The 24628-nt window shown below is 60.8% G+C and carries 20 protein-coding genes; 13 read left to right on the top strand and 7 right to left on the bottom strand.

The window, feature by feature from the left end; genetic code table 11:
• Positions 1-3: 3 nt before the first annotated feature.
• The 5 genes from AUC43_RS03310 to AUC43_RS03290 all read right to left on the bottom strand — a co-directional run bounded on the left by AUC43_RS03310 (position 4) and on the right by AUC43_RS03290 (position 10475).
• Entirely contained in the window at positions 4-906 is a 903-nt protein-coding gene (locus tag AUC43_RS03310) for a carbohydrate kinase family protein (RefSeq protein ID WP_068189926.1), read from the bottom strand.
• 21 nt (positions 907-927) lie between these two features.
• Positions 928-2250 (bottom strand): sugar porter family MFS transporter, encoded by a 1323-nt coding sequence (locus AUC43_RS03305; protein WP_233254098.1) that lies wholly within the window; start codon positions 2248-2250, stop codon positions 928-930.
• 168 nt (positions 2251-2418) lie between these two features.
• Positions 2419-4146 (bottom strand): RagB/SusD family nutrient uptake outer membrane protein, encoded by a 1728-nt coding sequence (locus AUC43_RS03300; RefSeq protein ID WP_068189924.1) that lies wholly within the window; start codon positions 4144-4146, stop codon positions 2419-2421.
• Positions 4147-4168: 22 nt separating this feature from the next.
• Positions 4169-7333, bottom strand: a complete 3165-nt coding sequence (locus tag AUC43_RS03295) for a SusC/RagA family TonB-linked outer membrane protein (RefSeq protein WP_071885805.1) — start codon at positions 7331-7333, stop codon at positions 4169-4171.
• Positions 7334-7694: 361 nt separating this feature from the next.
• Positions 7695-10475 carry a substrate-binding domain-containing protein gene (locus AUC43_RS03290; protein ID WP_082684875.1) on the bottom strand — a complete coding sequence of 927 codons (2781 nt, stop codon included), beginning with the start codon at positions 10473-10475 and terminating at the stop codon, positions 7695-7697.
• A gap of 288 nt (positions 10476-10763) precedes the next feature.
• On the opposite strand from AUC43_RS03290, the gene hemW reads away from it, so the two are divergent.
• The 4 genes from hemW to AUC43_RS03270 all read left to right on the top strand — a co-directional run bounded on the left by hemW (position 10764) and on the right by AUC43_RS03270 (position 14135).
• A complete protein-coding gene (gene hemW / locus AUC43_RS03285; protein WP_068189918.1) occupies positions 10764-11912 on the top strand; it encodes a radical SAM family heme chaperone HemW in 1149 nt (382 codons plus the stop codon).
• Positions 11909-12343 carry a hypothetical protein gene (locus tag AUC43_RS03280; RefSeq protein WP_068189915.1) on the top strand — a complete coding sequence of 145 codons (435 nt, stop codon included), beginning with the start codon at positions 11909-11911 and terminating at the stop codon, positions 12341-12343. The genes hemW and AUC43_RS03280 overlap by 4 nt, the downstream gene beginning before the upstream one ends.
• Before the next feature lie 30 nt (positions 12344-12373).
• Positions 12374-13048, top strand: coding sequence for an alpha/beta fold hydrolase (locus AUC43_RS03275; RefSeq protein WP_068189912.1), 675 nt, complete (start codon positions 12374-12376; stop codon positions 13046-13048).
• A gap of 307 nt (positions 13049-13355) precedes the next feature.
• Positions 13356-14135, top strand: a complete 780-nt coding sequence (locus AUC43_RS03270; protein WP_068189908.1) for a cyclase family protein — start codon at positions 13356-13358, stop codon at positions 14133-14135.
• A gap of 70 nt (positions 14136-14205) precedes the next feature.
• Here AUC43_RS03270 and rpmA read toward each other — a convergent pair whose 3' ends face one another.
• Both rpmA and rplU read right to left on the bottom strand, forming a co-directional pair.
• Complete coding sequence (gene rpmA / locus AUC43_RS03265) at positions 14206-14481, bottom strand: 50S ribosomal protein L27 (protein ID WP_068189905.1); 276 nt, start codon at positions 14479-14481, stop codon at positions 14206-14208.
• An 81-nt stretch (positions 14482-14562) separates the two neighbouring features.
• On the bottom strand, positions 14563-14868 hold the full coding sequence (rplU, locus tag AUC43_RS03260; protein ID WP_068198144.1) for a 50S ribosomal protein L21: 306 nt from the start codon (positions 14866-14868) through the stop codon (positions 14563-14565).
• A 522-nt stretch (positions 14869-15390) separates the two neighbouring features.
• On the opposite strand from rplU, the gene AUC43_RS03255 reads away from it, so the two are divergent.
• The 9 genes from AUC43_RS03255 (at position 15391) to AUC43_RS03215 (ending at position 24612) form a co-directional block, all read left to right on the top strand.
• Positions 15391-16350 carry a ribonucleoside-diphosphate reductase small subunit gene (locus AUC43_RS03255; protein ID WP_068189902.1) on the top strand — a complete coding sequence of 320 codons (960 nt, stop codon included), beginning with the start codon at positions 15391-15393 and terminating at the stop codon, positions 16348-16350.
• Between the two features lie 248 nt (positions 16351-16598).
• Positions 16599-17222, top strand: a complete 624-nt coding sequence (locus tag AUC43_RS03250) for a YceI family protein (RefSeq protein ID WP_082684874.1) — start codon at positions 16599-16601, stop codon at positions 17220-17222.
• 277 nt (positions 17223-17499) lie between these two features.
• Positions 17500-19881: a ribonucleoside-diphosphate reductase subunit alpha gene (locus AUC43_RS03245; protein WP_068189898.1), complete on the top strand. Its 2382-nt coding sequence runs from the start codon at positions 17500-17502 to the stop codon at positions 19879-19881.
• 688 nt (positions 19882-20569) lie between these two features.
• Positions 20570-20920, top strand: a complete 351-nt coding sequence (locus AUC43_RS19945) for a YbbC/YhhH family protein (protein ID WP_071885804.1) — start codon at positions 20570-20572, stop codon at positions 20918-20920.
• A 77-nt stretch (positions 20921-20997) separates the two neighbouring features.
• Positions 20998-21426, top strand: coding sequence for a cupin domain-containing protein (locus AUC43_RS03240; protein WP_068189896.1), 429 nt, complete (start codon positions 20998-21000; stop codon positions 21424-21426).
• Between the two features lie 83 nt (positions 21427-21509).
• Positions 21510-21935 (top strand): nuclear transport factor 2 family protein, encoded by a 426-nt coding sequence (locus AUC43_RS03235; protein WP_068189894.1) that lies wholly within the window; start codon positions 21510-21512, stop codon positions 21933-21935.
• A gap of 171 nt (positions 21936-22106) precedes the next feature.
• The gene (locus tag AUC43_RS03230) at positions 22107-22562 is read left to right on the top strand and encodes a hypothetical protein (RefSeq protein ID WP_157780905.1); all 456 of its coding nucleotides are present in this window, start codon (positions 22107-22109) and stop codon (positions 22560-22562) included.
• 158 nt (positions 22563-22720) lie between these two features.
• On the top strand, positions 22721-23023 hold the full coding sequence (locus AUC43_RS03225) for a hypothetical protein (RefSeq protein ID WP_068189891.1): 303 nt from the start codon (positions 22721-22723) through the stop codon (positions 23021-23023).
• Between the two features lie 668 nt (positions 23024-23691).
• Positions 23692-24612: a bestrophin family protein gene (locus AUC43_RS03215; protein ID WP_068189885.1), complete on the top strand. Its 921-nt coding sequence runs from the start codon at positions 23692-23694 to the stop codon at positions 24610-24612.
• Positions 24613-24628 lie beyond the last annotated feature (16 nt).

The following is a 24628-nucleotide window of genomic DNA, read 5'->3' as shown; positions in this document are numbered from 1 at the left end:
AGCTTAAGAGGGAGAGGACACCGCGTGCGCCTGGCGCAGCGCGGCCACGTCGGCGGGGGTGATAAGGGGCGTGGCGCCCTGAAATGTGGCCACCAACGCGCCGGTGGCGCAGGCAAACTGCAGGCACTCCTGCGGCGGTTGGCCGGCCAGCCAGCCGGTGAGCAGCGCCGCCAGAAAGGCATCGCCGCTGCCGATGGTGTCCGTCACTTCCACCGGGAAGCCGGCACTGCGGTACAGCCGGCCGCCGGTCCAGAGCAGGGCGCCGTCGGCCCCGAGCGTCACGCACACGGCCTGCAGGCTGAAGCGCGTAGCCAGCCACTCCAGCGCCGAATCGTCGTCGGCGCTTTTGCCAAACCACTCCAGAATTTCGGCCAGCTCGTGATGGTTCATCTTCACCAGGTCGCTGTGCTCCAGCAGGTACTGCACCACGGGCCGGGTGTAGTGCGGCGGGCGCATGTTCACGTCGAACACGCGAAACTTTGCTTGGGGCAGCAGCCGGTACAGGGTTTCGCGGGTGGCGGGCGTACGGGCGGCCAGGCTGCCGAAAACCAGCATATCGGCCTGGGCTACCAGCTCACTCAGCCGGTCTTCGTACTGAATGTAGTCCCAGGCCACGGGCTGCACAATCTTGTACACCACCTCGTTGCGGTCGCCTATGTTGGCTTTTACCACGCCGGTGAGGTGGGTTTGGCCCCGCTGCACGTAGTCCGTGCTCAGGCCGCGCTGCTGTAGGAAGGCGAGCAGCTCGGCGCCCAGGTCGTCGTCGCCCACGCGGCTGATGAGCGCCACCGACTGGCCCAACTGGTGCAGGTGCACGGCTACGTTGAAGGGGGCGCCTCCGGGCTGCTTCCCCGATGGCAAAACGTCCCAGAGCGTTTCGCCGAAACAGACGATTCTTGGTTGCATAAATATCGTGCAATTAATGAGTTAGTGAACAACCAGGGTTTTCTCCAATTGCTCGAGAGTAGTGCCTTTGGTTTCGGGCATGAAGCGCCACACAAATACGAGCTGCAGCACCATCATGGCCGCGAAAAAGGCAAAGGTGTGCCCGCCGCCCAGGTGCTCGGCAAACCACGGGAACGTGAAGGCGATAACCGCGGCCATCACCCAGTGGGTGGAGCTGCCCAGTGCCTGGCCCTTCGCCCGCACGTTGTTGGGGAAAATTTCGGAGATAAACACCCAGATGACCGCCCCTTGGGAGAACGCAAAGAAGGCGATGTACACAAACAGCAGCACCGGCACCAGCATGCCCCCAAACTGCTCGGTGTAGAAAGCCCGGGCCACCAAGGCCAGCGTGGCAATCAGCCCCACCGAGCCGATGAGCATGAGCTTGCGCCGCCCAAACCGGTCAATGAAGTTCATGGCCAGCAACGTGAAAGCGAAGTTGACCAGTCCTAGGCCGGCCGACGACAGCAATGCCGAACCCTTGCCCAGGCCCGTCATTTCGAAGATGCGCGGCGCATAGTAGATAATGGCGTTGATGCCCGACACCTGGTTGAACACCGCAAACAGCATGGCCAGCAGCACCGGCCCGCGGTAGGCCCGGGCAAACAGGGAGCTGCTCTCGGCCTCGTCGGCCGCATTGGTGGTCAGGATATTGCGCACGTCCTCGTCGGCCGTGTCGGCGTTGATGAGCCGCAGCACCTGGCGGCCTTCTTCGGTGCGGCCCTGGCCCAGCAGCCAGCGGGGGCTTTCGGGAATGCGGAACAGGAGCAGGAAAAACGCCAGCGCCGGCACGGCCTGAATGCCCAGCATCCAGCGCCAGTCGTGCTCGCCGGTGCCCGCCAGCAGGTAGTTGGAGAGGTACGCGGCCAGGATTCCGAACACGATGTTGAACTGGAACATGCCCACCATGCGGCCCCGCACCGCCGGCGGCGATACCTCGGAGATGTAGAGCGGCGCCGTGACCGACGACGCGCCCACGCCCAGCCCGCCCAGGAACCGGAACACCACAAACAGCCCCCAGCTGCTGGTGAGCGCCGCGCCCAGCGCCGACACCAGGTACAGGATGGCGATGAACACCAGGGTCTTGCGCCGGCCCAGCTTATCAGAAGGAATGCCCCCGAAGATGGCGCCGAACACGGTGCCAATCAGGGCAATGGCAATGGTGAAGCCGTGCTCTACGGCACTCAGGTGCCACAGCTGCTGAATGGCCTTTTCAGCGCCGGAGATGACGGCCGTATCGAAGCCGAACAGGAAGCCGCCCAGCGCGACGACCATGGACCAGAAGAATACGTTGCGGTTTTTCACGAGGGAATAGCTTAAGGGAATAACCTTGATTTTTAGAATGTATGAACGCCATGCCGAGCGTAGCATCTTCTCGCGCCTGCTCTTCTATACTTTAGGCAGCGTGAACCCGAAAAATGCTTCGTGCCTGAGCATAGCAGATGCCGCTTGGTATGACGCTTTTATGGAAAACTACCAGCCTGTATTCTGCTTGTAGAGACCTTTGCTAAAGTTGATTTGATTAAGCGGAATCGGCATATACTCGTCGCGGCCGGCCGTGAAGTGGGCCGTTTGCAGGTACTGGCGCTTGGTTTTCTCGGTCTCGATGTAGGTGTTAAGGTAGCTGGCGGCGATGCCCCAGCGGGTGAGGTCGAAGAAGCGGTAGCCTTCGAGGGCGAACTCCAAGCGGCGCTCAAAGCGCAGGGCTTCGCGGGCGTAGGCCTGCGTCCACTGGGCGGGCTGGTAGAGGCCGATGCGGTAGTTGGAGATGGGCTGGCCGGCGCTGGTTTTCAGGCGGCCGGTGCTGTTTTGGGCGCGCTGGCGAATCTGGTTGATAATGGGCAGAGCTTCGGCCTGGCGGCCCAGCTCAATGAGGGCTTCGGCCTTCCAAAGCAGCACATCGGCGTAGCGGATGATGGTCCAGTTTTTCGAAGTGCTCATGAAGGGTGGGTTTTTCTGGAAGCTGGGGTCCGAGGGCAGCACGTTCTCCTTCATCGACATGAAGTAGCCGTAGATGCCCGGCACCCGCACCCACGAATTCTGGAAGATGAACGTGGGGTCGTACTTGTAGGGGTGCGTGGGGATGGCCACGGTGTGGTCGAGGCGTGGGTCGACGGTATTGGTCTGGAAATCAGCCGGGGTTTCGGCGCGCAGGTCGCTGTTATTGAACGTAGTGAAAAGCGGCAGGCCCTGGGCGTCGGTTTTGAAGGCGTTCACCAGGTTCTGGCTGGGCTGGTGGAAGCTGCAGCAGCCGTAGTCGGGGTTCATGGGGTAGTTGAGCTCGTTGCCGCGGTCGGTGCGGCCCTTGGGGGTGCCGTCATTGCGCGAAAACTGGATGGCGAACACCGACTCCGGGCCGTTGTCGCCCACGGTAAGGAAGTTGGTGGCGAAGTCGGGGTGCAGCGAGTACTTGCCGGAGCTAATCACCTGGTCGGCCAGCGACACTACTTCCTGCAGCTTGGCCTGGTCGATGCCGGTCACGGCGTTGTTGTCGCTCTGGGTGTAGGCCTGGTAGAGCACAGTTTTGGCCAGGTAAGCCTGGGCGGCCGACTTGGTGGCGCGGCCGATTTCGGGCTGGGTAGCGGGCAGGTTGGCCGCCGCAAAGCGGAAGTCGTCGGCAATCTTGCCCCAGAGCTGGTCGTTGGTCAGGGCCACGTTCGATACCTCCGCGTACTGCTCAGTGGGCACGGTCTCGTCGATGTAGGGCACGCGCTTGAACAGCTCCTTCAGCAGGAAGTAGAAATGGCCGCGCAGGAACCGCGCCTCGCCCTGCCGGATGGCCTTGTTGGGCATGGCCGCGTCGCTCACCACCGCCAGGCGGCGCAGGGCATCGTTGGCCCGCGACACGCCGATGTGGAGCAGGAACCACAGCTCGTCCGTATTGCCGATGTCAGGGCGGTTGAATGAGAAGGTTTCGTAGAAGTGGAAGGCGTCCACGTCGGCCGTGCCGCCCCCGCCCTTGTAGGCGTCGCCGGCCCGGATGTTGCCGTAGGGCCACATGGAGGTGTAGGGCGTGCGGTACACGTCGTTGCCGAGCTGCGAATAGGCCGCGATGACCTGCTTCTCGATGTTGGCGGGCGTGTTCAGGTCCTCGTCGGCGAGCACGCCGGTGGGTGGCACGTCGAGGAATTTTTTATCGGAGCAGCCAAAGGAGAACGTGAGGAGCGAAAGCGCCAGCACGCTGGATTTGAAGATTTTCATGGGAATAAGCGCTAGCAAATCGTTAGAAGGAAACGTTGAGGCCGGTGGTGAAAATGCGCGGCACCGGGTACTGGTAGTTGGTCACCTCCGGGTCGGGGCCGGTGAACTCGCTGCTCTTGTGCAACAGGAAGTTTTGCCCCTGCACGTACACACGCACCCCCTGCAGCTTGATTCTGCTCACCACGCCAGCCGGCAGCGAGTAGCCCAGCTGAATGTTGCGCAGCTTCAGATATGAAGCATTTTCGATGAAGTAGGTCGAGGAGCGGCCTTCGTTGTTGGAGTTGATGAGCGTAGCGGCCGGAATGGAGGAGCCCGTGTTGGTGGGCGTCCAGGCATCGAGCAAGCGCGTGCCCCAGTTTTCGCCGGAGGCCAGCGAGGCAAAGTCCGTCCGGAATTTGGAGTTGTTGTAGGAGTACAAGCCCTGCACGCCCTGCAGGAAGATTTGCAGGTCGAAGCCTTTGTAGCCAGCGCCCAGGTTGAGGCCGTAGTTGAAGTTGGGCACGCCTTCCGAAATCCAGGTCTGGTCGAAGTTGTTGACCTTGCCGTCGCCGTTCAAATCCTTGTAGCGGATGCGGCCGGGGGCGGCGCCCACCTGCGTGGGGGCCCCGCTCACCTCGGCAGCGGTCTGGAACAGGCCATCGGCCACGTAGCCGTAGGTGGCGTTGATGGAGTGGCCCAGCCGGGTCACGTCCTGGCCGTTGCCGCCATAGGCGTTAATAACTTCGGTGGGCAGGAAAGTGAGCTTGTTGCGGTAGGTCGAAACGTTGCCGGTGAGGTTGTACGTCACGCCATTTTCCAGCTTATTCTGATAGCCGAGCAGGAACTCCCACCCCTTGTTCCGGATGGAGGCGCCGTTCACGAATTTGTCGCCGCCTTCCCCTATCACCGCCGCGTAGGGCAGGTTCACGAGGATGTCCTTGCTGTCCTTCACGAAGTAGTCGACCGAGCCGGTGAGCCGGTTATCCAGGAAGCCAAAATCGGCGCCTACGTTGGTCTGGGTGGTGGTTTCCCACTTCAGGTTGGGGTTGGCGCGCTGCACGCGGCGGTAGCCCGAGGGCAGGGCCGTGTTGTTGCCGTAGATGTCGTAGGCCGTGCCGTGGTCGTAGTCGAAGTTGGGGTCGAGCGTACCCAGCAGCGACTGGTAGAGGCCGCGGGCGGCGAAGTTGGCAATGTCCTGGTTGCCGGTCTGGCCCCAGCCGGCGCGCAGCTTCAGGTCCGAGATAAAGGGCGCATTGTTCTTAAGGAAGCCTTCCTCGCTCAGGCGCCAGCCCACCGAGAGGGCCGGGAACACGCCAAACTGGTTGTCCGCGCCAAAGCGCGAGGAACCGTCGCGGCGAATGGTGGCCGAGGCCAGGTACTTATCGGCAAACGAGTAGTTGACCTTGGCGAAGTACGACGCCAGCCGGTAGGCCGTGGCCGAGCCGCCGTTGTCCTTGTTGGCCGAGCCGGCATCCAGCACTACATAGTTCGGGTCCTCGCTGGCGAAGTTGGTACGCGAGGCATAGGTGCTTTCGGAATGGTAGCTGATGCGCTCGGTGCCCGCCAGCAGGTCCAGTTGGTGCTTGTCTCCGAAGTTGAGGTTGTAGTTCAGGGTGTTCTGCCACACCCAGTTGCCGCCGAAGCTCTCGTGGTTGGTCACCCGGTTGTCCTGGTTCGACAGGAAGCCGGCCTTAAACGTCTTGTACAGCTCGGTGTATTTGTACAGGCTGTAGTCGAGGCCAAAGCTGGTGCGCAGGTGCAGCCCTTTCAGGAGCTCGGCATCGGCAAAGACATTGCCGAAGGCCCGCCCCGTGTTGGAGCGGTTCTGCTGGTTGTCCGTGAGCAGGCGCAGCGGGTTGTCGCGGTCGCTCATACCGGCCACGGGGCCGCCCCAGCCCACGCCGTCCACGGTGTGCACCGGCACGATGGACGGCAGCTGGCTGCTGCGGTCGCGCACCAGGCCCAGGTCGTACTGCGCCTGCTGGCTCTTGGCCAGGGTAAGGTTTTCGCCCACCTTCAGCTTGCCGCCGAAGAAATTGTAATCGGTGTTGAGGCGCGCCGTGAAGCGGTTCAGGCCGGTGTATTTCAGCGTGCCGTTGTTGTCGTAGTAGCTCACCGAAAACAGCGCGCTGCCCCGCTCGCCGCCGCTGCTCACACTCAGGTTATAAGACTGAATGAGGGCATCCTGCTGCGTCTGCTTAAACCAGTCGGTGTCGGCGGGCCGCATCGTCTTCTCCGCGTCGATGAAGTCGGGCAGCACCACCTGGTCGAGCACCCGGCGGCCGCTGGCGTCGAGGTGCGACCGAAAGTTGTAGTACGGCAGGCTGGGCGTGGCTCCGTCGTTGGCAGCGGCCTGGAAGTACACCTTGCCGTAGTCCAGCGTGTTGAGCATCTGGATGTGCGGTCCCGGTTTCTGCACCGTGAAGAAAGTGGAGAAGTTGACCTGGGTGGCGCCCTTCTTGGCCTTCTTCGTGGTGATGATAATCACGCCGTTGCCGGCCCGCGAGCCGTAGATGCTGGCCGCCGAAGCGTCCTTAAGCACCTGAATGCTCTCGATGTCGTTCTGGTTTATCTGGTTGATGCCCTCCTTGGTTGGGATGCCGTCTATCACGTACAGCGGGTCGTTGTTGCCCAGCGTGCCGAAGCCGCGAATGCGCACCGTGGCCGCGCTGCCCGGCGCCCCATCGGTGGTGATGTTCACGCCGGGCACGCGGCCCTGCAGGTTGCGGGTTACGTCGTTGGAGGCCATGTCCTTCACCTCGTCCACTTTGATAACCGATACGGCCCCGGTCAGGTCGGCCTTGCGCTGGGTCTGGTAGCCGGTTACCACCACTTCGTCCAGGGCCTTGGCGTCGGTGGCCAGCTGCACGGCCACGGTGGCCTGGCTGCCTACCGCCACCTCCTGCGTCTTATAGCCCACGAAGGAGAGCACCAGCGTGGCGCCGTCGGGTACAGTCAGGGCGAAGCTGCCATCAGGCCCGGTGGAGGTGCCCAACTCAGTGCCCTTCACGAGTACCGTGACGCCGGGCAGGCCTTCGCCCTTTTCATCGGTCACGCGGCCCGTGATGGGGCGGTCGGCCAGGGCGGCGCTGGCCAACGCGAGCGCCGGTGGGGCGGTTTCATTGGGGCTCGCGCCGGCCAGCAACGGCCCGGTGGCGAGCAGCGTCGGCAGCAAAAGCTGGCGCGCCAGGAGTACACTCTTTCGCATGGAAATAGAAATGATAGGTGGGAAATACTCGTGTGGCAGCCGCGTGCCCGCCCCTCGGGTTAGCTCAGTTTTCTGCGTGGCGCTCCCTGCCAAAGCCACCCGGAAACGATTGGGGGTGGCGGCCGGCGCGGAGGCCGGAGGAGCGAGGGCAGGAAAAGCAGGAAGTGGGCACGGCAGCTTCATGGCCCAAAGGTGGCCGATGACCGAGAGCAGGAGTTAGCCCAATTCACCCAAATAGTATCACAATTCGCTCACCCACAGCAAACAGTTTTATAGACTGATAGCCAATAGATTATGCGCGTGAGTATTCCCTCGGCAACAGCGTGGCTATCACTCCTGATACTTCTCTGTCAGATTTGGTTCAGACGCTAGGCGTCGTGTGCAGTGCCCGGAACTCCGAAGGCGAGATGCGGTACTTGGCCTTGAAGCTGGCCGAGAAGTACGAGGGCGAGGCAAAGCCGAGCTGGTAGGCCACGTCGGCAATATTGAGCTCGGGGTTGAGCAGCTGCTGCCGGGCTTTGGTCAGGCGGATGTCCTGAATAAAGTCGGTAACGCCCGTGCCCAGCAGAGCCTTGGTTTTGCGGTAGAGCTGCACCCGCGAGGTGCCCAGGCTGCGGGCTACGTCCTCCACGCTCAGTTTGGCATTGCCCAGGTTAGCCTCGACAATGGCCGTGAGGTCGGACAGGAATTTCTGGTCCACGCGCTGCGGCGCTACGGTGGCCGTGTCCACCGACAGCTCGCGCCGGAAATGCTCCCGTTGCCGGTCGCGGTTGCTGAGCAGGGTGCGCAGGTTCTCGAGCAGGAAGGTGGGGTTGAACGGCTTGGTGAGGTAGAGGTCGGCGCCAGCCTGCACGCCTTCCACCTGCTGCTCCGGCGCGCTGCGCGCCGTGAGCAGCACCACTGGAATGTGCGAGGTACGCCAGTCGCCCTTGAGCTGGGCTACCACCTCCAGGCCGGTTATTTCCGGCAGCATCACATCGCACACAATCAGGTCGGGAATGGTGTCGGCAGCCAGGCGCAGGCCCGTGGCTCCGTCGGTGGCGGTCTGCACCTGGAAGTGGGGACGGAGCTTCTGGGCCAGAAAGGCATTCACCTCTAAATTGTCCTCAATGACCAGCACCAGGGCCTTGCTGTCTTTGCCGGGGCGGCGGGCTATCGGCGAGTCTTCCGCCACGGAGAGCCCCAGTTCCTCTTCGGCCAAGGCGAGGGCAGGCACCGGCGCTTCGGTGCTGCGCATGCTGGCCGGCAGCTCCTGCGGCAGGGTCACGGTGAAAGTGCTACCCTGACCCGGCGTACTTGTGAAGGTGAGCTCGCCCTGGTGGAGCCGTACCAACCCCATCGACAGGGCCAGCCCCATGCCCGAGCCCTTGGCTACTCCCTGCTGCCCCTGGTAAAACCACTCGAAGATGTGTGCGCGGTCCTGCTCGCTGATGCCGCGGCCCGTGTCTTCTACGCTGATGCGCACCTGGCCCTCAGCCGGCAGCGGCTGAATGCTGACGGTGATTTGCCCGCGCTCGGGCGTGAACTTTAAGGCATTAGACAGCAGGTTGAAAATGACCTTGTCCAGAATATTAACGTCGAACCACAGCCTAATGCTGGGCTCGGCGGGCAAAAAACGCAAGCTGATGCCGCGCTGCCGGGCGGGCTTCTCAAACACGTCCATGATGTCGCGCACGAAGGCCACCACGTTGCCTTCGGTGGCGCGCACCGGCATTTTGCCCACGTCGATTTTGCGAAAGTCCAGAAGCTGGTTCACCAGCTGCAGCAGGCGCTGGGTATTGCGCCGCACCAGGCCCAAGTCGTGCCGCTGGGCCGCGGAGAGGTCGGCGCCATTGGTGAGCAGCTCTTCTACCGGGCCCATGATGAGGGTGAGCGGGGTGCGCAGCTCGTGCGAGAAATTGGTGAAGAAGCGCAGCTTGGCTTCGGTTTCGACCCGTGCCTGCTCGGCCAGCGCCTGAATCTGGTTGCGCTGGGTCCGGATTTCCTCGTTTTGGCCCGCCAGCTTGCGCGTGATGCGGCGGTTGACCTGGAAAGCCCGCCACAACACCACACCCAGCACCAGGGCGCCCAGCAGGGCCGCGGCCAATATGTACAGCACAATTTGCTGGCTGGTGTAGGTTGCTAGCTGGGCCTGAAGCACGCGCTGCTGCCGCTGAATGTCCTGCTGCTGGCTGGCCAACTTCTCGGTTTGCATCTTCATCGTCAGCACGTTGGTCGAGTCGATGACCATGGTGCTGAGAATGTTTTCCTTCTCGTAGGGCTGCTTTTGCAGAATCTTCATGGCGGTGCGAATGGCCTCTTCGCCGCCCGGCGGGTACAGCAGCGTAGCCGTGAGCACCTTGTCCTGCACCAGCTGGATGCCGCCCTGCGGCCCCGCCAGGCCGTCTACGCCGATTATTCGAATGCGCCGGTCCAGTCCCAGCTGCTTGCACACCTGGTAGGCGCCCAGTGCCATCCGGTCGTTGTGGGCAAAAATCAGGTTCACCTCGGGGTGGGCCCGCAGCACGGCCGGCAGCGCCCGTATCACCGATGGCCGCTTCCAGTCGCCCTGCACCTGCGCCACGAGGTGCATGCCCGGGTACGTGGCCAGGCCCTGCACAAACCCGCGGTGCCGGTCCACGGCCGGCGATGCGCCGGCGGCGCCCAGCACTTCCAGCACGTTGCCCTGCTGGTGGAGCAGGCTGCTGGCGTAGTTGCCGGCCGTTTGGCCCACTTCCAGGTTGTTGCCGCCCACGTAAGCCGTGTAGAGCTTGGAAGTGGTGCGGCGGTCCAGTATCACCACGGGAATGCCCCGGTTGAAGGCCTCCTCCACAATGGGCGTAATGGGCTCGGCCTGGTTAGCCGATACTATCAGCAGGTCAACGCCTTCGTTCAAAAACTCCTGGATGTGCCGTTGCTGCAGGGCGCTGTTGTCGTGCGCATCCTTCATCTGGAAATGGACCTGCGGATAAAAGCTGAGCTCCTTCTTCATGCCCGCCAGCATGGCCTGCCGCCAGGCGTCGCCAGTGGTGCACTGCGAGAAGCCCACGCGGTAGGGCTTCGGTGCCGGCGCAGTGCAGCTACCGGCCAGAAGCAGCAGCAACCCGAGGGCCTGGCCCAACCAAGTACGGGGCCGTGCAAGCGTAGCAGCCAGTGATTTCATGCGGGGCAAGTAGAAGAGCAGCTTCCCAACAGTATTGGTAAACCATCTGGTTGGGCTGACTAAGGTAAGTGGGCGGGGTGCTATTCTTGGCTGCCATGCCTTATGGCCTGATGCCGTACCCGGCCCCAGCTCCCGGACCCAGCCGATAAAAGCCGCCCATAGCTAAGCATAAGGGAAGGCTCTCTGCGCGGCGTCTACCTTTGTGGCTCGCGGCATTGCACGACGGGCAAGGAATCGGTGTTCCGTAGGCTACTCGTGCGAGGGCTGGTGCCCCGCGTTTGCGTTTCTATGGCCGGCCTCTACCTCCACATTCCTTTTTGCAAGCAAGCCTGTCACTACTGTGACTTTCATTTCAGCACCTCGCTGGGCCTGAAAAGCCGACTAGTGGAGGCCATAGTGCGCGAAATTGAGCTGCGCCGCGACTACCTCGGCCCCAATACTTCTCTCGAAACCATTTACTTCGGCGGTGGCACACCGTCGCTGCTCACCGCGGCCGAGCTGGACCAGATTTTCACGGCCATCCACCGCCACTTCGCGGTGCTGCCCGGGGCCGAAATCACGCTCGAAGCCAACCCCGACGACCTGAGTGCCGCCAAGCTGCACGAGCTGCAGCAGGCCTCGGTAAACCGCCTCAGCATCGGGCTGCAGAGCTTCTACGAGCCGCACTTGCGCATGATGAACCGCGCCCACACCGCCGAAGAATCGACCACGGCGGTGCGCCGCGCGCAGGACGCGGGCTTCGAGAACATTTCCATCGACTTGATTTACGGCGTGCCCGCGCCCGGCCACCACATCTGGGAAGCTGACCTGGCCAATGCGTTTGCCTTGGGCGTGCCCCACGTGTCGGCGTATGCGCTCACCATCGAGCCGGGCACGGCCTTCGGCCACCGGCTGCAGAAGGGCACCTTCAAGCCCGCGCCCGATGAATTTGTGGCCACCCAGTTTGAAATGCTGCTGGCGGCCATGCGCGCCCACGGCTACGAGCAATACGAAATCAGCAATTTCTGCCAGCCCGGCCGCGAGTCGCGCCACAACGGCAACTACTGGCGCGGCGTGCCCTACCTGGGCCTGGGCCCCAGCGCCCACAGCTACGACGGCCACAACCGCCAGTTTACCCTGGCCAATAACCCCCAGTACGTGGCCGCCGTGCTCGAACGCGGCGAAGTGCCCGTGACCGTGGACGCCCTCACCGCCACCGACCGGGCCAACGAGTACCTGCTCACCACGCTGCGCACGGCCCGGGGCTGCGACCTGGCCCACCTGCGCACCGCGCACGGCTTCGACCTGCTGGCCACCCGCGCCGTCTACCTCGCCGAGCTGCAGGCCAACGGCTGGGCGCGCATCTCCGGCGAAGTCCTTACCTTGACCGACGCGGGCAAACTCCTGGCCGACCACATCACGCTGGAGCTGTTCCAAACCCCTGCCGTAGCCGCATGAAACTTCTGAGTGACAGCATTGCCGACGAAGCCGACTTCTTCGTGGAGCAGATTCACATTGTGGCCATTGTATTCGACAACACCGACGACGTGACCGTGTGGGCCACCACGCTTTTCGACAGCGACACCCACTTTTTCCACCTCGCCCTGCCCTTCAAAGCCCTGGACACGCTCCTGAGCCTGGCCCACACCCGGGCCGACGACCTGCAGGAGGAGGTGGCCGAAGCGCTGGCGGCCGAAGAATGGCCTGCCCTGCTCGAGTACAGCTCCGATGAGAAGCCGCCCGTGCCGCTGCCCAGCGTGGCTCTGAAACTCTCGGTGACCTACCCCGCCACCGAAGACGATGAGACCGAAGACGAAGAAGGCGCCGACGACCCCCAGCCCCATAACATCTTTTACCTCGAAGGCGTGTTCGTGCGAATTGATACCTAAGCCGGCCCCGGTCGCTACTGCCTGTTGCATATGGCTGCTTCGCCTCCGGTCTTTTACCTGATTCCCGGGCTGGGGGCCGATGAGCGGGTCTTGCAATTCCTGCACTTGCGGGGCGAGGTGCACCTCTTGCACTGGCTGGCCCCCGAAACCCCCGACGAATCCTTGCCGCACTACGCTGCCCGGCTCGCGGCGTCCGTGCCAGTGGAGCAGGCCTGCTGGCTGGTCGGCATTTCCTTCGGTGGCCTGCTGGCGCTGGAAGTGGCCAAGCTGCGCCCGCAGGCCCAAGTGGTGCTGATATCCAGCCTGGCCAATACCCGGCAGCTGCCGCCACTGCTCCGCCTGGCCCGGGCCACCCGGCTGTACCGAGTAGTGCCGCCGCAGCTGCTGAAGCTGGCGCCGCGCCTGGCCCAATGGTTTTTCGGGGCTAAAAACGGGAAGGAGTACACGCTGCTCCACCAAATCATCGGCGATACGGACCCGGTTTTTGCCCAATGGGCCATTGCCCGGCTCCTGGGCTGGGACAGCACCGGCGTGGGCCGGGCCATCCGCATCCACGGCACCTACGACCGGCTGCTGCCCGCCGGCACCGCGCCCGTTGACTATCCAATTGCCGGCGGCGGGCACTTTATGATTGTCAGCCACGCTGCGCAAATCAGCAGTATTCTCAACCGCCTAGCCGCAGCCGAGGAGCCCCAAAAGGGCTAGCGCCAAGAGTGCCCCCGCTGTAACTTGCGCAGCGCGCTAAGCTGACGCTTACCCGGGCACGGCTAACAGTCATGCAGAGCGCAGCGAAGTATCTCTACCTCAGTCAGTAGTAGTCAACTCGTCTGTCATGCAGAGCGCAGCGAAGCATCTTATCACGCTATAACGATTCGTTCAGCGGCGATAAGATGCTTCGCTGCGCTCTGCATGACAAATGGCGTGAGCGAGATGCTTGAGATTCCTCAGCATGACAGCCGGCGCGCATTAAGCCATTCTTTCCCTTTCTCTTTCCCTCCACACGCAGTCCGGCATGCTTCCTACTTACCCTTACGCCGGCCGCACTTATTCCTTCGACCCCGCCGCGCCCATTGACATTTCCTTGCCCCTGGCGCCCGGCAAGGACCAGGTGAACTGCTTCTGGGCCGAGCCCGTGCAGTTCGACACCATTCGGGTGGGCAGCTTTGTGGGCAGCGTGGCGCAGGGCGGCAGCACCAATTACCAGCGCGTACACGTGACGCCCCACGGCAACGGCACCCATACCGAATGCTACGGCCACATCTCTCCCGACCCGGCCGTAACGCTCAACCAATGCCTGCGCCGCTTCCTGTTTGTGGCCCGGCTGGTGAGCGTGGCCCCGCGCCCCCAGCCCAACGGCGACCAGGTGGTGATGCTGGCCGATGTGCAAGCCGCCCTGGCCACCCAGCCAGACCGGTCCATGCCCGAGGCCCTGGTGCTGCGCACCTTGCCCAACGACCCCGCCAAGCGCCACCGTCAGTATTCCGGTACCAACCCCACGTACGTGGAGCCGGCATTAGCGCATTTCCTAGTAGAGCACGGCGTGCAGCATTTCCTGCTCGACCTGCCCAGCGTGGACCGCGAAGAAGACGCCGGCCAACTCCTGACCCACCACGCTTTCTGGCAATACCCCGCACAGCCCCGCTACGGCGCTACCATCACGGAGCTGATTTTTGTACCCGACGTAGTAGCCGACGGACTTTACCTGCTCAACATTCAAATCACCAGCCTGGAGCTGGATGCCAGCCCCAGCAAGCCGGTGCTGTACCAGCTCCATCCTGTGCCTTCCACCTAATTACGCTTAGGGAAACGCGAAAAAGGCTGCCTCTTACGGAGCAGCCTTTTCTGGTTTATCGGGGCAGCAATTAAGCCGGTACCGAGAATACTTCGCGGGGGATAACCGTTACAAAAGAACGGTCTTTGCGGCCTTTCTTGAACTGAACCTCGCCGTCAACGAGAGCGAACAGCGTGTGGTCCTTGCCCATGCCTACGTTCTCGCCGGCGTGGTGCTTGGTGCCGCGCTGACGCACGATGATGTTGCCGGCTACGAGGGCCTGGCCTCCGAAGATTTTTACGCCGAGACGTTTGGAATGCGATTCGCGGCCGTTGTTGGACGAGCCGACACCTTTCTTGTGAGCCATGGTATTTAAGCTAATGCTACCGGCAAATGGCCCGTAGCGGCTGGTTTAAGATGGAATCAGTAGCGTGAGCAAAAGCCCAGACTAGCCGATGCTGTTAATCATTACTTTGGTAAACGACTGGCGGTGGCCGTTCATCTTCTGGTAGCCCTTGCGGCGCTTCTTTTTGAAGACGAGAACCTTGTCACCCTTCACATGAGCGAGGATAGTGCCGGTTACGGCGATATCGAGGGTGGGCGCACCGATGGTGATGGTGCCGTTGTCATCGGTCAGCAGGGCGTTGCCCAGCGTTACGGTGTCACCGACGTTGCCGGCCAGTTTGTGAGCGTAAACGAATTTGTTGGCCTCAACCTTGGTCTGCTGGCCAGCTATGTTGACAATTGCGTACATCAGCTTTCGCGGGTTTTTCTGAAATGGGAAGGCAAAAGTACGGCTTTGCTTTTGCAAATCCAAACCTAAGTTCTTAATCATCATTGGATGGCCCGGGCTGTGGCAACGCAAAACCGCCCGTGGGCGGGTGAAGCCTTGATTACGGTCACGTTAAAAATATCGAGGGGTACGCAGAGACTACGTACGTACACCCCTACTTTTTGGGGACAAGCGCCCTTTTCCACAAGCCAAATGTGGAAAAGTGGATTAAAAGCGGCTGATTTTGAGTGTTTTTTAGGTGGAAATCCTACGGTTGAGCTGCGGAAAAAACGTAGCGGCCACCCGCGGGAAAAAGTCCGGACTTAGCGAAAAATTAGGGAATAAACAATCTCAAAACGGTGGCAATCGGCCTCGTGGTTGAGCCTATATTTGAACCTGGAAGGCGGGCTGCTTTTCTGAGCCGTCAGCCAAACATCTGCCCGCCGCTGGCAGTTGACTGCCCTCCTTCCTCGACGAAACCTACCACTAAGTCCCCGAAAGTTTATGGAGCCGCTCCTCGCCGAAAACCCCAACCGCTTCGTCCTGTTCCCCATCCAAAACGATGAGGTGTGGCAGTACTACAAGAAGTCACAGGCCTCCTTCTGGACGGCCGAGGAAATTGACCTCTCGCAGGACCAAAAAGACTGGAACAGCCTGAACGACAACGAGCGGCACTTCATCAAGCACGTGCTGGCCTTCTTCGCCGCCTCCGATGGCATCGTGAACGAGAACCTGGCCGTGAACTTCATGCAGGAGGTGCAGATGCCCGAGGCGCGCTGCTTCTACGGCTTCCAGATTATGATGGAAAACATTCACAGCGAGACCTATTCGCTGCTGATTGATACTTACATCAAAGACCCCAAGGAGAAGGACTACCTCTTCAACGCCCTGGAAACCGTGCCGGCCGTGCAGAAAAAGGGCGAGTGGGCCCTGAAGTGGATTAACTCCGAAAACTTCGCCGAGCGCCTCATCGCCTTTGCCGCCGTGGAAGGCATCTTCTTCTCCGGCTCGTTCTGCTCCATTTTCTGGCTCAAGAAGCGCGGCCTGATGCCCGGCCTCACGTTCTCCAACGAGCTGATTTCGCGCGACGAAGGCCTGCACTGCGACTTCGCCTGCCTGCTCTACAGCTACCTCGTGAACAAGCTGCCCGAGGAGCGGGTGCAAGCCATCATTGCCGATGCCGTGCGCATCGAGCAGGAGTTTGTGACCGACGCCCTGCCGGTGAGCCTCATCGGCATGAACGCCAAGACGATGGCGCAGTACATCGAGTTTGTGGCCGACCGCCTGCTGGTGTCGTTGGGCTGCGGCAAAATCTACAACGCCACCAACCCCTTCGACTTCATGGAAATGATTTCGGTGCAGGGCAAAACCAACTTCTTCGAGAAGCGCGTGGCCGAGTACCAGAAGGCTGGCGTGATGAGCGAGCGCAACGACAACGTATTCTCGCTCGACGAGGATTTCTAAGAATTATTGCTTTTGGAGGCCTGCCCCGGCATCTGTCATGCAGAGCGAAGCATCTTATCACGTTCGGACGACTCGTTCCGCGGCGATAAGATGCTTCGCTGCGCTCTGCATGACAGGCGAGTGCAGACAAATAGGGGAGAGGCAACGGAAATAAATGTGCGGATGCAGGCAACGGCTTGGCTAAAAAAAGAGAGTTGAGATTAGCTCAACTCTTAGCTTGCCACTTTATCCACCGCTTATTGCATTCTATGAACTACCGTTTACTCTTTTTATTGGGGTTGGGGGCCGTGGTGCCCGCTGTGCATGCCCAAACCGTGCCCGCTCCTGCGGCGGGGCTCATCGCCTCTTTGGAGACCAAGGCTTCGCGCTACACCACGGGTACGGGGCTGGTTACCTTTTTCTCCACGGCGCCCCTTGAAGACATTGAGGCGCTGAACTCGAAGGTGGGGGCCATTTTTGAGATGGCCACCGGGCAGCTGGCTTTCTCTATGCTCATGAGCGACTTCCAGTTTAAGAACGGCCTGATGCAGGAGCATTTCAACGAGAACTACGCCGAATCGGAGAAGTACCCGCGGGCCCGCTTTACGGGCAAGCTGCTGACCGTGCCCGACGAAGCCCAACTGCGGAGCGGGCCCCAGGCCGTGTACGTGCAGGGCCAGCTCACCATTCATGGGGTGTCGCGCAAGATGCGGGTGCCGGGCACGCTGCAGCTGCGCGACCACGACCTGGTGGTGACCTCCAAGTTTGCCGTGGCCCCGGCCGATTACCGCATCAAAATCCCGGCGCTGGTGCGCAACAACATCGCCAAGTCCATCGACGTGAGCGTGATAATGACCTGCCAGCCCACGCCGGCTCCCACGGCTAGCCAGTAAGCTCAACCGTAATGATAGCTGCATATTCGATGGCCGCCCGGCCTGCTTTTAAAAAAGCGGCCGGGCGGCCTGTTTAAGGGACATGTGGAAAACTTCTATATTTTTTGCTTGCCCTCCCAAAACGGATGAGGTAATTTCCGGAATTGAATGAACCGAGGCCGATGATTTCCGCAGGATTCTCCGCTACTCTTTCTCATCTCACTTAGCTACTTGGCATCGCGCCACCCAGCGCCGACTGCTTTTTATACAGAAAAACCCACACCAAAACACTACCGGTATGCTAGTAATTAAACGCGACGGCCGCCGCGAATCCGTGAAGTTTGACAAAGTCACGGCACGTATTGAGAAGCTGTGCTACGGCCTGCACATGGATTTTGTGTCGCCGATAGAAGTAGCTAAGAAGGTGATTGACGGCATCTACGACGGCGTGACGACCGTGGAGCTGGACAACCTCGCTGCCGAAACCGCCGCCTCGCTCACCACCAAGCACCCGGACTACGCCATCCTGGCGGCCCGCATCGCGGTGAGCAACCTGCACAAGGTGACCTCGAAGTCGTTTTCGAGCACCATGAAGCGGCTCTATACCTACGAAGACCCCAAGAACGGTGACAACGCCTCGCTGCTGGCCACCGACGTGTGGGAGGTGATTCATAAGAACGCCGCCACCCTGGACTCGGCCATTATCTACGACCGGGACTACAACTACGACTTCTTCGGCTTCAAGACCTTGGAGCGGAGCTACCTGCTGCGCCTGGAAGGCAAGGTGGTGGAGCGGCCCCAGCACATGCTGATGCGCGTGTCGGTGGGCATCCACAAGAGCGACATCGATTCGGTTATCAAAACCTACAACCTGCTGAGCGAGCGGTGGTTTACGCACGCCACGCCTACGCTGTTCAACGCCGGCACGCCGAAGCCGCAGATGTCGAGCTGCTTCCTGCTCACGATGAAGGACGACTCCATCGACGGCATTTATGACACGCTGAAGAACTGCGCGCTGATTTCGCAGAGCGCCGGCGGCATTGGGCTGTCGGTGAGCAACGTGCGGGCCACGGGCTCCTACATCAAAGGCACCAACGGCAACTCCAACGGCCTGGTGCCCATGCTGAAGGTGTTCAACGACACGGCCCGCTACGTGGACCAGGGCGGCGGCAAGCGCAAGGGCGCTTTCGCGGTGTACCTGGAGCCCTGGCACGCCGACATTTTCGAATTCCTGGACCTGAAGAAGAACCACGGCAAGGAGGAGATGCGCGCCCGCGACCTGTTTTATGCCATGTGGACGCCCGACCTGTTCATGAAGCGCGTGGAGGAAAACGGCGACTGGACCCTGATGTGCCCGCACGAGTGCCCCGGCCTCGACACGAGCTGGGGCCCGGAGTTTGAGAAGCTCTACGCCAAGTACGAGCGCGAGGGCCGCGGCCGCCGCACCATCAAGGCGCAGGAGCTGTGGTTTGCCATTCTGGAAAGCCAGACCGAGACGGGCACGCCCTACATGCTGTTTAAGGACGCCGCCAACGGCAAATCGAACCAGCAGAACCTGGGCACGATTAAGTCGAGCAACCTGTGCACCGAGATTATTGAGTACACCGACAAGGACGAAATTGCGGTGTGCAACCTGGCCTCGCTGGCGCTGCCCCGCTACCTCGTGACCGACAAGGCCGGCAACACCACCTTCGACCACCAGAAGCTGTACGAGGTGACCTACCAGGCCACGCTGAACCTGAACAAGGTGATTGACGTGAACTACTACCCGGTGCCCGAAACGCAGAAGTCGAACTTCCGCCACCGCCCCATTGGGCTGGGCGTGCAGGGCTTGGCCGACACGTTCATTGCCCTGCGCATGCCCTTCGAGAGCGACGAAGCCTCGGGCCTGAACAAGGACATTTTCGAAACCATCTACTTCGCGGCCATGACGGCCTCGAAGGACCTCGCCATCAAGGACGGGGCCTACGAAACCTTCCCCGGCTCGCCGCTGAGCCAGGGCAAATTCCAGTTCGACTTGTGGGGCGTGACGCCCGACTCGGGCCGCTGGGACTGGGAAAGCCTGCGCGCCGAGGTGGTGAAGCACGGCGCTCGCAACTCCTTGCTGGTTGCGCCCATGCCCACGGCCAGCACCGCCCAGATTCTGGGCAACAACGAGTCGTTTGAGCCCTACACGAGCAACATTTACGTGCGGCGCGTGCTCAGCGGGGAGTTTATGGTGGTGAACAAGCACCTGCTGAAAGACCTGGTGGCCCTGGGCCTATGGAACGACCAGATGAAGCAGGAAATCATCGCGGCCAACGGCTCGGTGCAGGGCATTGCCCGCATTCCGCAGCACATCAAGGACCTGTACAAGACGGTGTGGGAGATTTCGCAGCGCCGCATCATCGACCAGGCCGCCGACCGCGGCGCCTACATCTGCCAGAGCCAGAGCCTGAACCTGCACGTGCAAAACGTGAACTTCGGCAAGCTCACCAGCATGCACTTCCACTCCTGGAAGCGCGGCCTGAAAACCGGCATGTACTACCTGCGCACCAAAGCGGCCGCCGACGCCATCAAGTTTACGGTGGAAAAGCAAGCCGCCGAAACCCTGGAGCCGATGGCCCTGGTCGAGCAGAACCAAAGCGACATGAGCTGCTCGCTGGATAACCCGGAGGGTTGCGAGGCCTGCGGGTCGTAAACTGTTTAATAGTTAAGAGAGGCCTACTTCAAGGGTAACAATACCTTGTGGTAGGCCTTAACTTAGTATGACAAGATAGGGGCATAAGAGTATGCAAATTATTGTATTGCCGTTCTCTGCTAATTAATAAACCAAACTGCCTATGACATAAAATCTCCCTGCATGTATTGTTGAGTGTCGTGCCCATGCAGGGTGTATAAACGCAAAAACGGAAGGGTTGCCGCCCTTCCGTTCAATGCGAGGCTATTGACCTCACACATTAACCAAAAACTCCAGCTACCATGCTAAAGAGCAATTGGCGTAATATTCCACGCCTAATAAAACGGGGTTCGACGATTGTTGTCGGCCTCACCGATTTTGTCAAAGTATGCAAGAAGCTATGGGATGCTTCTCACTGGATTCTTGACCTAATCTAACGTAGCAGAAGCACTGCTGTTTTATTGTTTTCACCTCAATTGCAGGCCGCTCAACTTTGAGCGGCTTGTTTTTTTGACCTATGCAAAGTAAACAAAATCGGAAAGAAAATGGAAAAAAACTTAATAAGTATTGATTAGAAACTTAGCAGTACGAAGGCCAAATACGGCTAAGAAACCAATAAGAAGGCACTTATTAGCTCTATAAAAAAATGTAGATTCTCTTTCTCCTGCCGCTACACGTGGTTAAACTGGAGGTTGGGGTAGCTTGCGGGATGAAGCAGCAAGTCTTTCTTTCTCTTGTTACGGCGTTGCTAGTAGCAGCAAGCAGAGCCAATGCCCAAACTCCCAAGGCAACGTTACCAGAGCCCACCGCATCGCCGAGTTTCATGCCAAGTAGCGGATTCGTGCCTGATGCTGTTACCGCTAAGCGAATTGCTGAGGCCGTTTGGTTGCCCATTTATGGCAAGAAGGTTCTGAGCGAAAAACCCTATCAGGCTACGCTAAACAGCAAAGACGTGTGGGTAGTGGAAGGCTTCCTGCCAAAAGAAATGGACGGCGGCGTGGCCTACATCGAAATCAGCAAGCGGGACGGCCGCATCCTAGAGGTAACTCATGGGAAGTAACTGACGCATCGTTCAGCCGCTGCCGCGCCGGGAGCGGCTGGTTTGTTTTTGGGAGACCTCGGTGGTAAATTGAGTTCATGACCGAGCCCAAAGAAATAATCCGCATTGGAGCGCTGGAGCTGCGTTTTCTGCTCGATGGCGACGATACCGACGAACGCATGGTGGTATTCGAATTCTCGGTACCGCCGGGGGCCAAAGTGCCCGCGCCGCACTACCACGAAGAAGTAGACGAACTGGTGTACGGCCTGGCTGGCACCATGAGCACCACCGTTGGGGGCTTGTTGCAGGCCATTGGGCCCGGCGACCGGCGCTTTATCCCGCGCGGGGTGGTGCACCATCACGCCAACCTGGGCTCCGAAACGGCGACGCTGCTCACGGTACTCACACCGGCCAGTATTGGACCAGCCTATTTCCGGGAGCTGGGCGCGCTGTTACAAGCCGGCGGCCCACCCGACCCGGCCCGGGTGCAGAAAATCATGGCCAAATATGGGTTGGTGGTAGCCTGAGGGAATGCATCGGCGCCGCTGTGCCGGGGCGGTTGGGTAATTTTTCAGGTAGCCAAGTTCGCGGCAGTCGTTAAATTCATTGCATGAAATCTGTTGCTTCCAGCCCAACCCCGAGCGCCCCGGCGGCGGCCGTATTGGCCAGCATCGAGCAACTGGAGACGCGCTTGCGCCTAGCCCAACTGGCCGCCGATGTCCCGGCGTTGGCCGAGCTGCTGGCCGACGACCTGCTGTTTGCCGACATGCAGGGGCGGCTGGTCGGCAAAGCCGAAGACCTGGAAGCGCACCGGTCGGGGCTGCTGCGGATAACGGCGGCGCGGCCTCTGCAGCAGCTCGTGCGGGTGCTAAATGAAACCACGGCCGTGGCCTCCGTGCTGGCCGATATGGAAGGCACCGCGGCTGGGCAGCCCTTTCACCAGCAGGTGCGCTACCTGCGGGTGTGGGCCCGGCAGGCCGGGCACTGGCGGATGGTGGCCGGCCACGTGACCACCGTGGTGGTGCCCGAAGGCTAGCGTGAGCCAATCCGGAGGGCGCGTTTGCTGCCGGCTGGTTCGTCGCTTTCGTATCATTCAGCCGCTGCCGTCCCGGGTGCGGTTGAGCTGTTTTTGGGGAAGTTGGGCTGAAAGCCGGATAGCTGGATATTGAAAGTTAAACTCATATATTCAAGCATTTATTCGGCGCATATGGCATTCTCCAAAAATGTAATCTGGCTGTTGGTGTTGCTCTGCCTGGGCTGGAGCAAACCAGGTTTAGCCCAACAGGCCTCGCCTCCCGTTTCGTTGGGAGCGAGCCAGCCCTTGCTCAACGCGGCCGATACCGTGGCCGCGCTGCAAGACCTGTTTCAAACGAAGCGCAAATCCAGCGGTCTGGCGCTTGTTGCTGCTCCCGTGGCGTTGGGCCTGGGGGTGGTGTCTATGGCCGTTGCGGCCTTGAGCAACCTGGACAGTGGGCCATCCGACAATACCCTTCCGACTATAGGTGTACTTGCCGGCCTGGGCGGAACCGTAGCATTGCTGAGCCGCTATACGCGCTATACCAAAGGCAACGAAAAGGAAATCCTGAGCAAGTACGAACGGACCCACAAGTTACCGGGGTGGGCTAAGCGAAACCTGGCGCAGCAGAGGCTGGGCCCATTGTAGCTTATTGCTGGGGCTGGTTTATTTTGGGCGAAACTGGTTGGGCATGTTCGCCGCGGGGCCTAGAGCACGGCGCTACGCTGCCGTACCATTAACATTTCCATCCCTGTAAGCGTACACAAGCCATCTTTTTCCCATTCCTCCCAAAGCGCCCCAATACCATGAACAACCGCTTGATGTACCTACTCGCTGCTGGCCTGCTCCTGGGCGGCTGCAGCCAGGAACAAGAAAAACAGCGCCAGGCGGACAGCGCCCGCCAGGACGCTCAGGATGCCCAGGCCAAAGCTGACGCCGAGCGTGCCCGCGCCGACGCCAAGCAGGTGCGCGCCGACGCCGAAGCCAAGGCCCATGACCTCGAGAAGCAAGCCGATGCCGTGGAGAAGGGCTCCGGCGACCGTTCCACCGTGGTGACGGAAGAACGGAAAACCACCTCCTATGAAACCAAGCCCGCACATCGCCGCTAGCGAGTCTCGGCCAACTGGGTTCGCCTTCTTTATCCAGCCGCTGCCGCCCCCGGTAGTGGCTGGTTTGTTTTTGGGCGTAAGGCGGAATTCTTATGATATGAACGGGCATTGGTGCCTCGGAGCGAGTCGGTGGTGCGGTGCAAGGCTGCGGCCTGCCAGCGCGTTGCTATCCGATGGACTTACAGGGCTGCATAGACTTGCGGGAGCAGAGGCTTTAGCGACTTATCAGCAGGAACTTACGGCTACGCGTGGGGCAGGGAGAACGGAGTTAATCAAGCCTGTCTCAGCCCTTGATAAAAACAAAAATGCCAACGTGGAGCAGCTCCATGTGTTGTTCACAAGGCTTTACGAGGAGGGCTATACTCTTCAGAACAGCGCCATAGTTGGCTCAACTTCTAACAATATGTAAACGGTCAGGTACGTCTTTGTGAAGCCTTAGCAGCACGCTGGTTGCCAACTGTGCGCACCCGGGCAATGGCGAAGTCGGCCAGTGTCTTGCGTGGTAGGGGCCACCGACGCACAAGCCCGAACCGGCCGCCCTGCACGCCCAAAATCACAGCGTGCTCGCTGAAGGGCTCGTTGCCCAGCATGCTGCCCTTGCCGGAGATGCGCAAGTGGTTTCGCGCGTTTAGGTCAGCCGTTGAGCGGTTCCTGACGTATCCGTTCCCATGATTATCCGTGAGAAAGACAATTGGCTGCGGCTGCTCTTCGTGTGGCACGGCTCGGTGCTGCCCCAGATTCTGCCGCGGTTGCTGGCGCTGTTGCTGCTGTCGGTGGCCGTGGTGGTGGGCCACGGGCAGCTGTTTCACTACAAGATTCCGCTCAATGCCTCGGCCTTCACGCTGTTTGGCATCACGCTGGCCATCTTCCTGGGCTTCTATAACAACGCCAGCTACGACCGTTTCTGGGAGGGCCGCAAGCAGTGGGGCGCCCTGCTGAACACCACCCGCTCCCTGGCGCGGCAGGCCATTACCCAGAGCGGCCAGCCCACCGGCGCCCCGGCCACCGCGCACTTCGTCCGGCTGCTCATCGCCTTCACCTACGCCCTCAAGCACCAGCTGCGGCACACCGACGCCGCGGCCGACCTGGCCCGCCTGCTGCCCGCGCCGCTGGCCCAGGCCGTGCAAGGCGCCACCTTTAAGCCCGTGCTGCTGCTGCTGGAGCTGGGCCGCTGGGTGCAGCAACGCAAAGCCGCCGAGGAACTGGACTCGAACACGCAGTTGGCCTTCGACCACAACTTCAACCAGCTCTCCGACATTGTGGGCGGCTGCGAGCGCCTGGCCGGCACGCCCATTCCCTACACCTACAGCGTGATGCTGCACCGCACCACGTACCTCTACTGCTTCCTGCTGCCCTTTGGCCTCGTGGACAGCATCGGCTGGATGACGCCGCTCATCGTGGTGTTTGTGGGCTACACCTTCATGGCCCTCGACGCCATTGTGCGCGAAATCGAGGAGCCCTTTGGTACCGGCCCCAACGACCTGGCCCTGAATACCATGAGCCACATGATTGAATCCACCCTGTTGGAAATGCTAGGCGAGCCCGCACCGGCTGCTCCACAGCGCAAGAGTCGCTATGTGTTCGATTAGGACGGCCCAGCGGGCT

This window comes from Hymenobacter sedentarius, assembly GCF_001507645.1.
GTDB classification, from domain to species: domain Bacteria; phylum Bacteroidota; class Bacteroidia; order Cytophagales; family Hymenobacteraceae; genus Hymenobacter; species Hymenobacter sedentarius.
The sequence above is the reverse complement of the archived record's forward strand: the minus strand, read 5'-3'. Positions and strand labels throughout refer to the sequence as shown.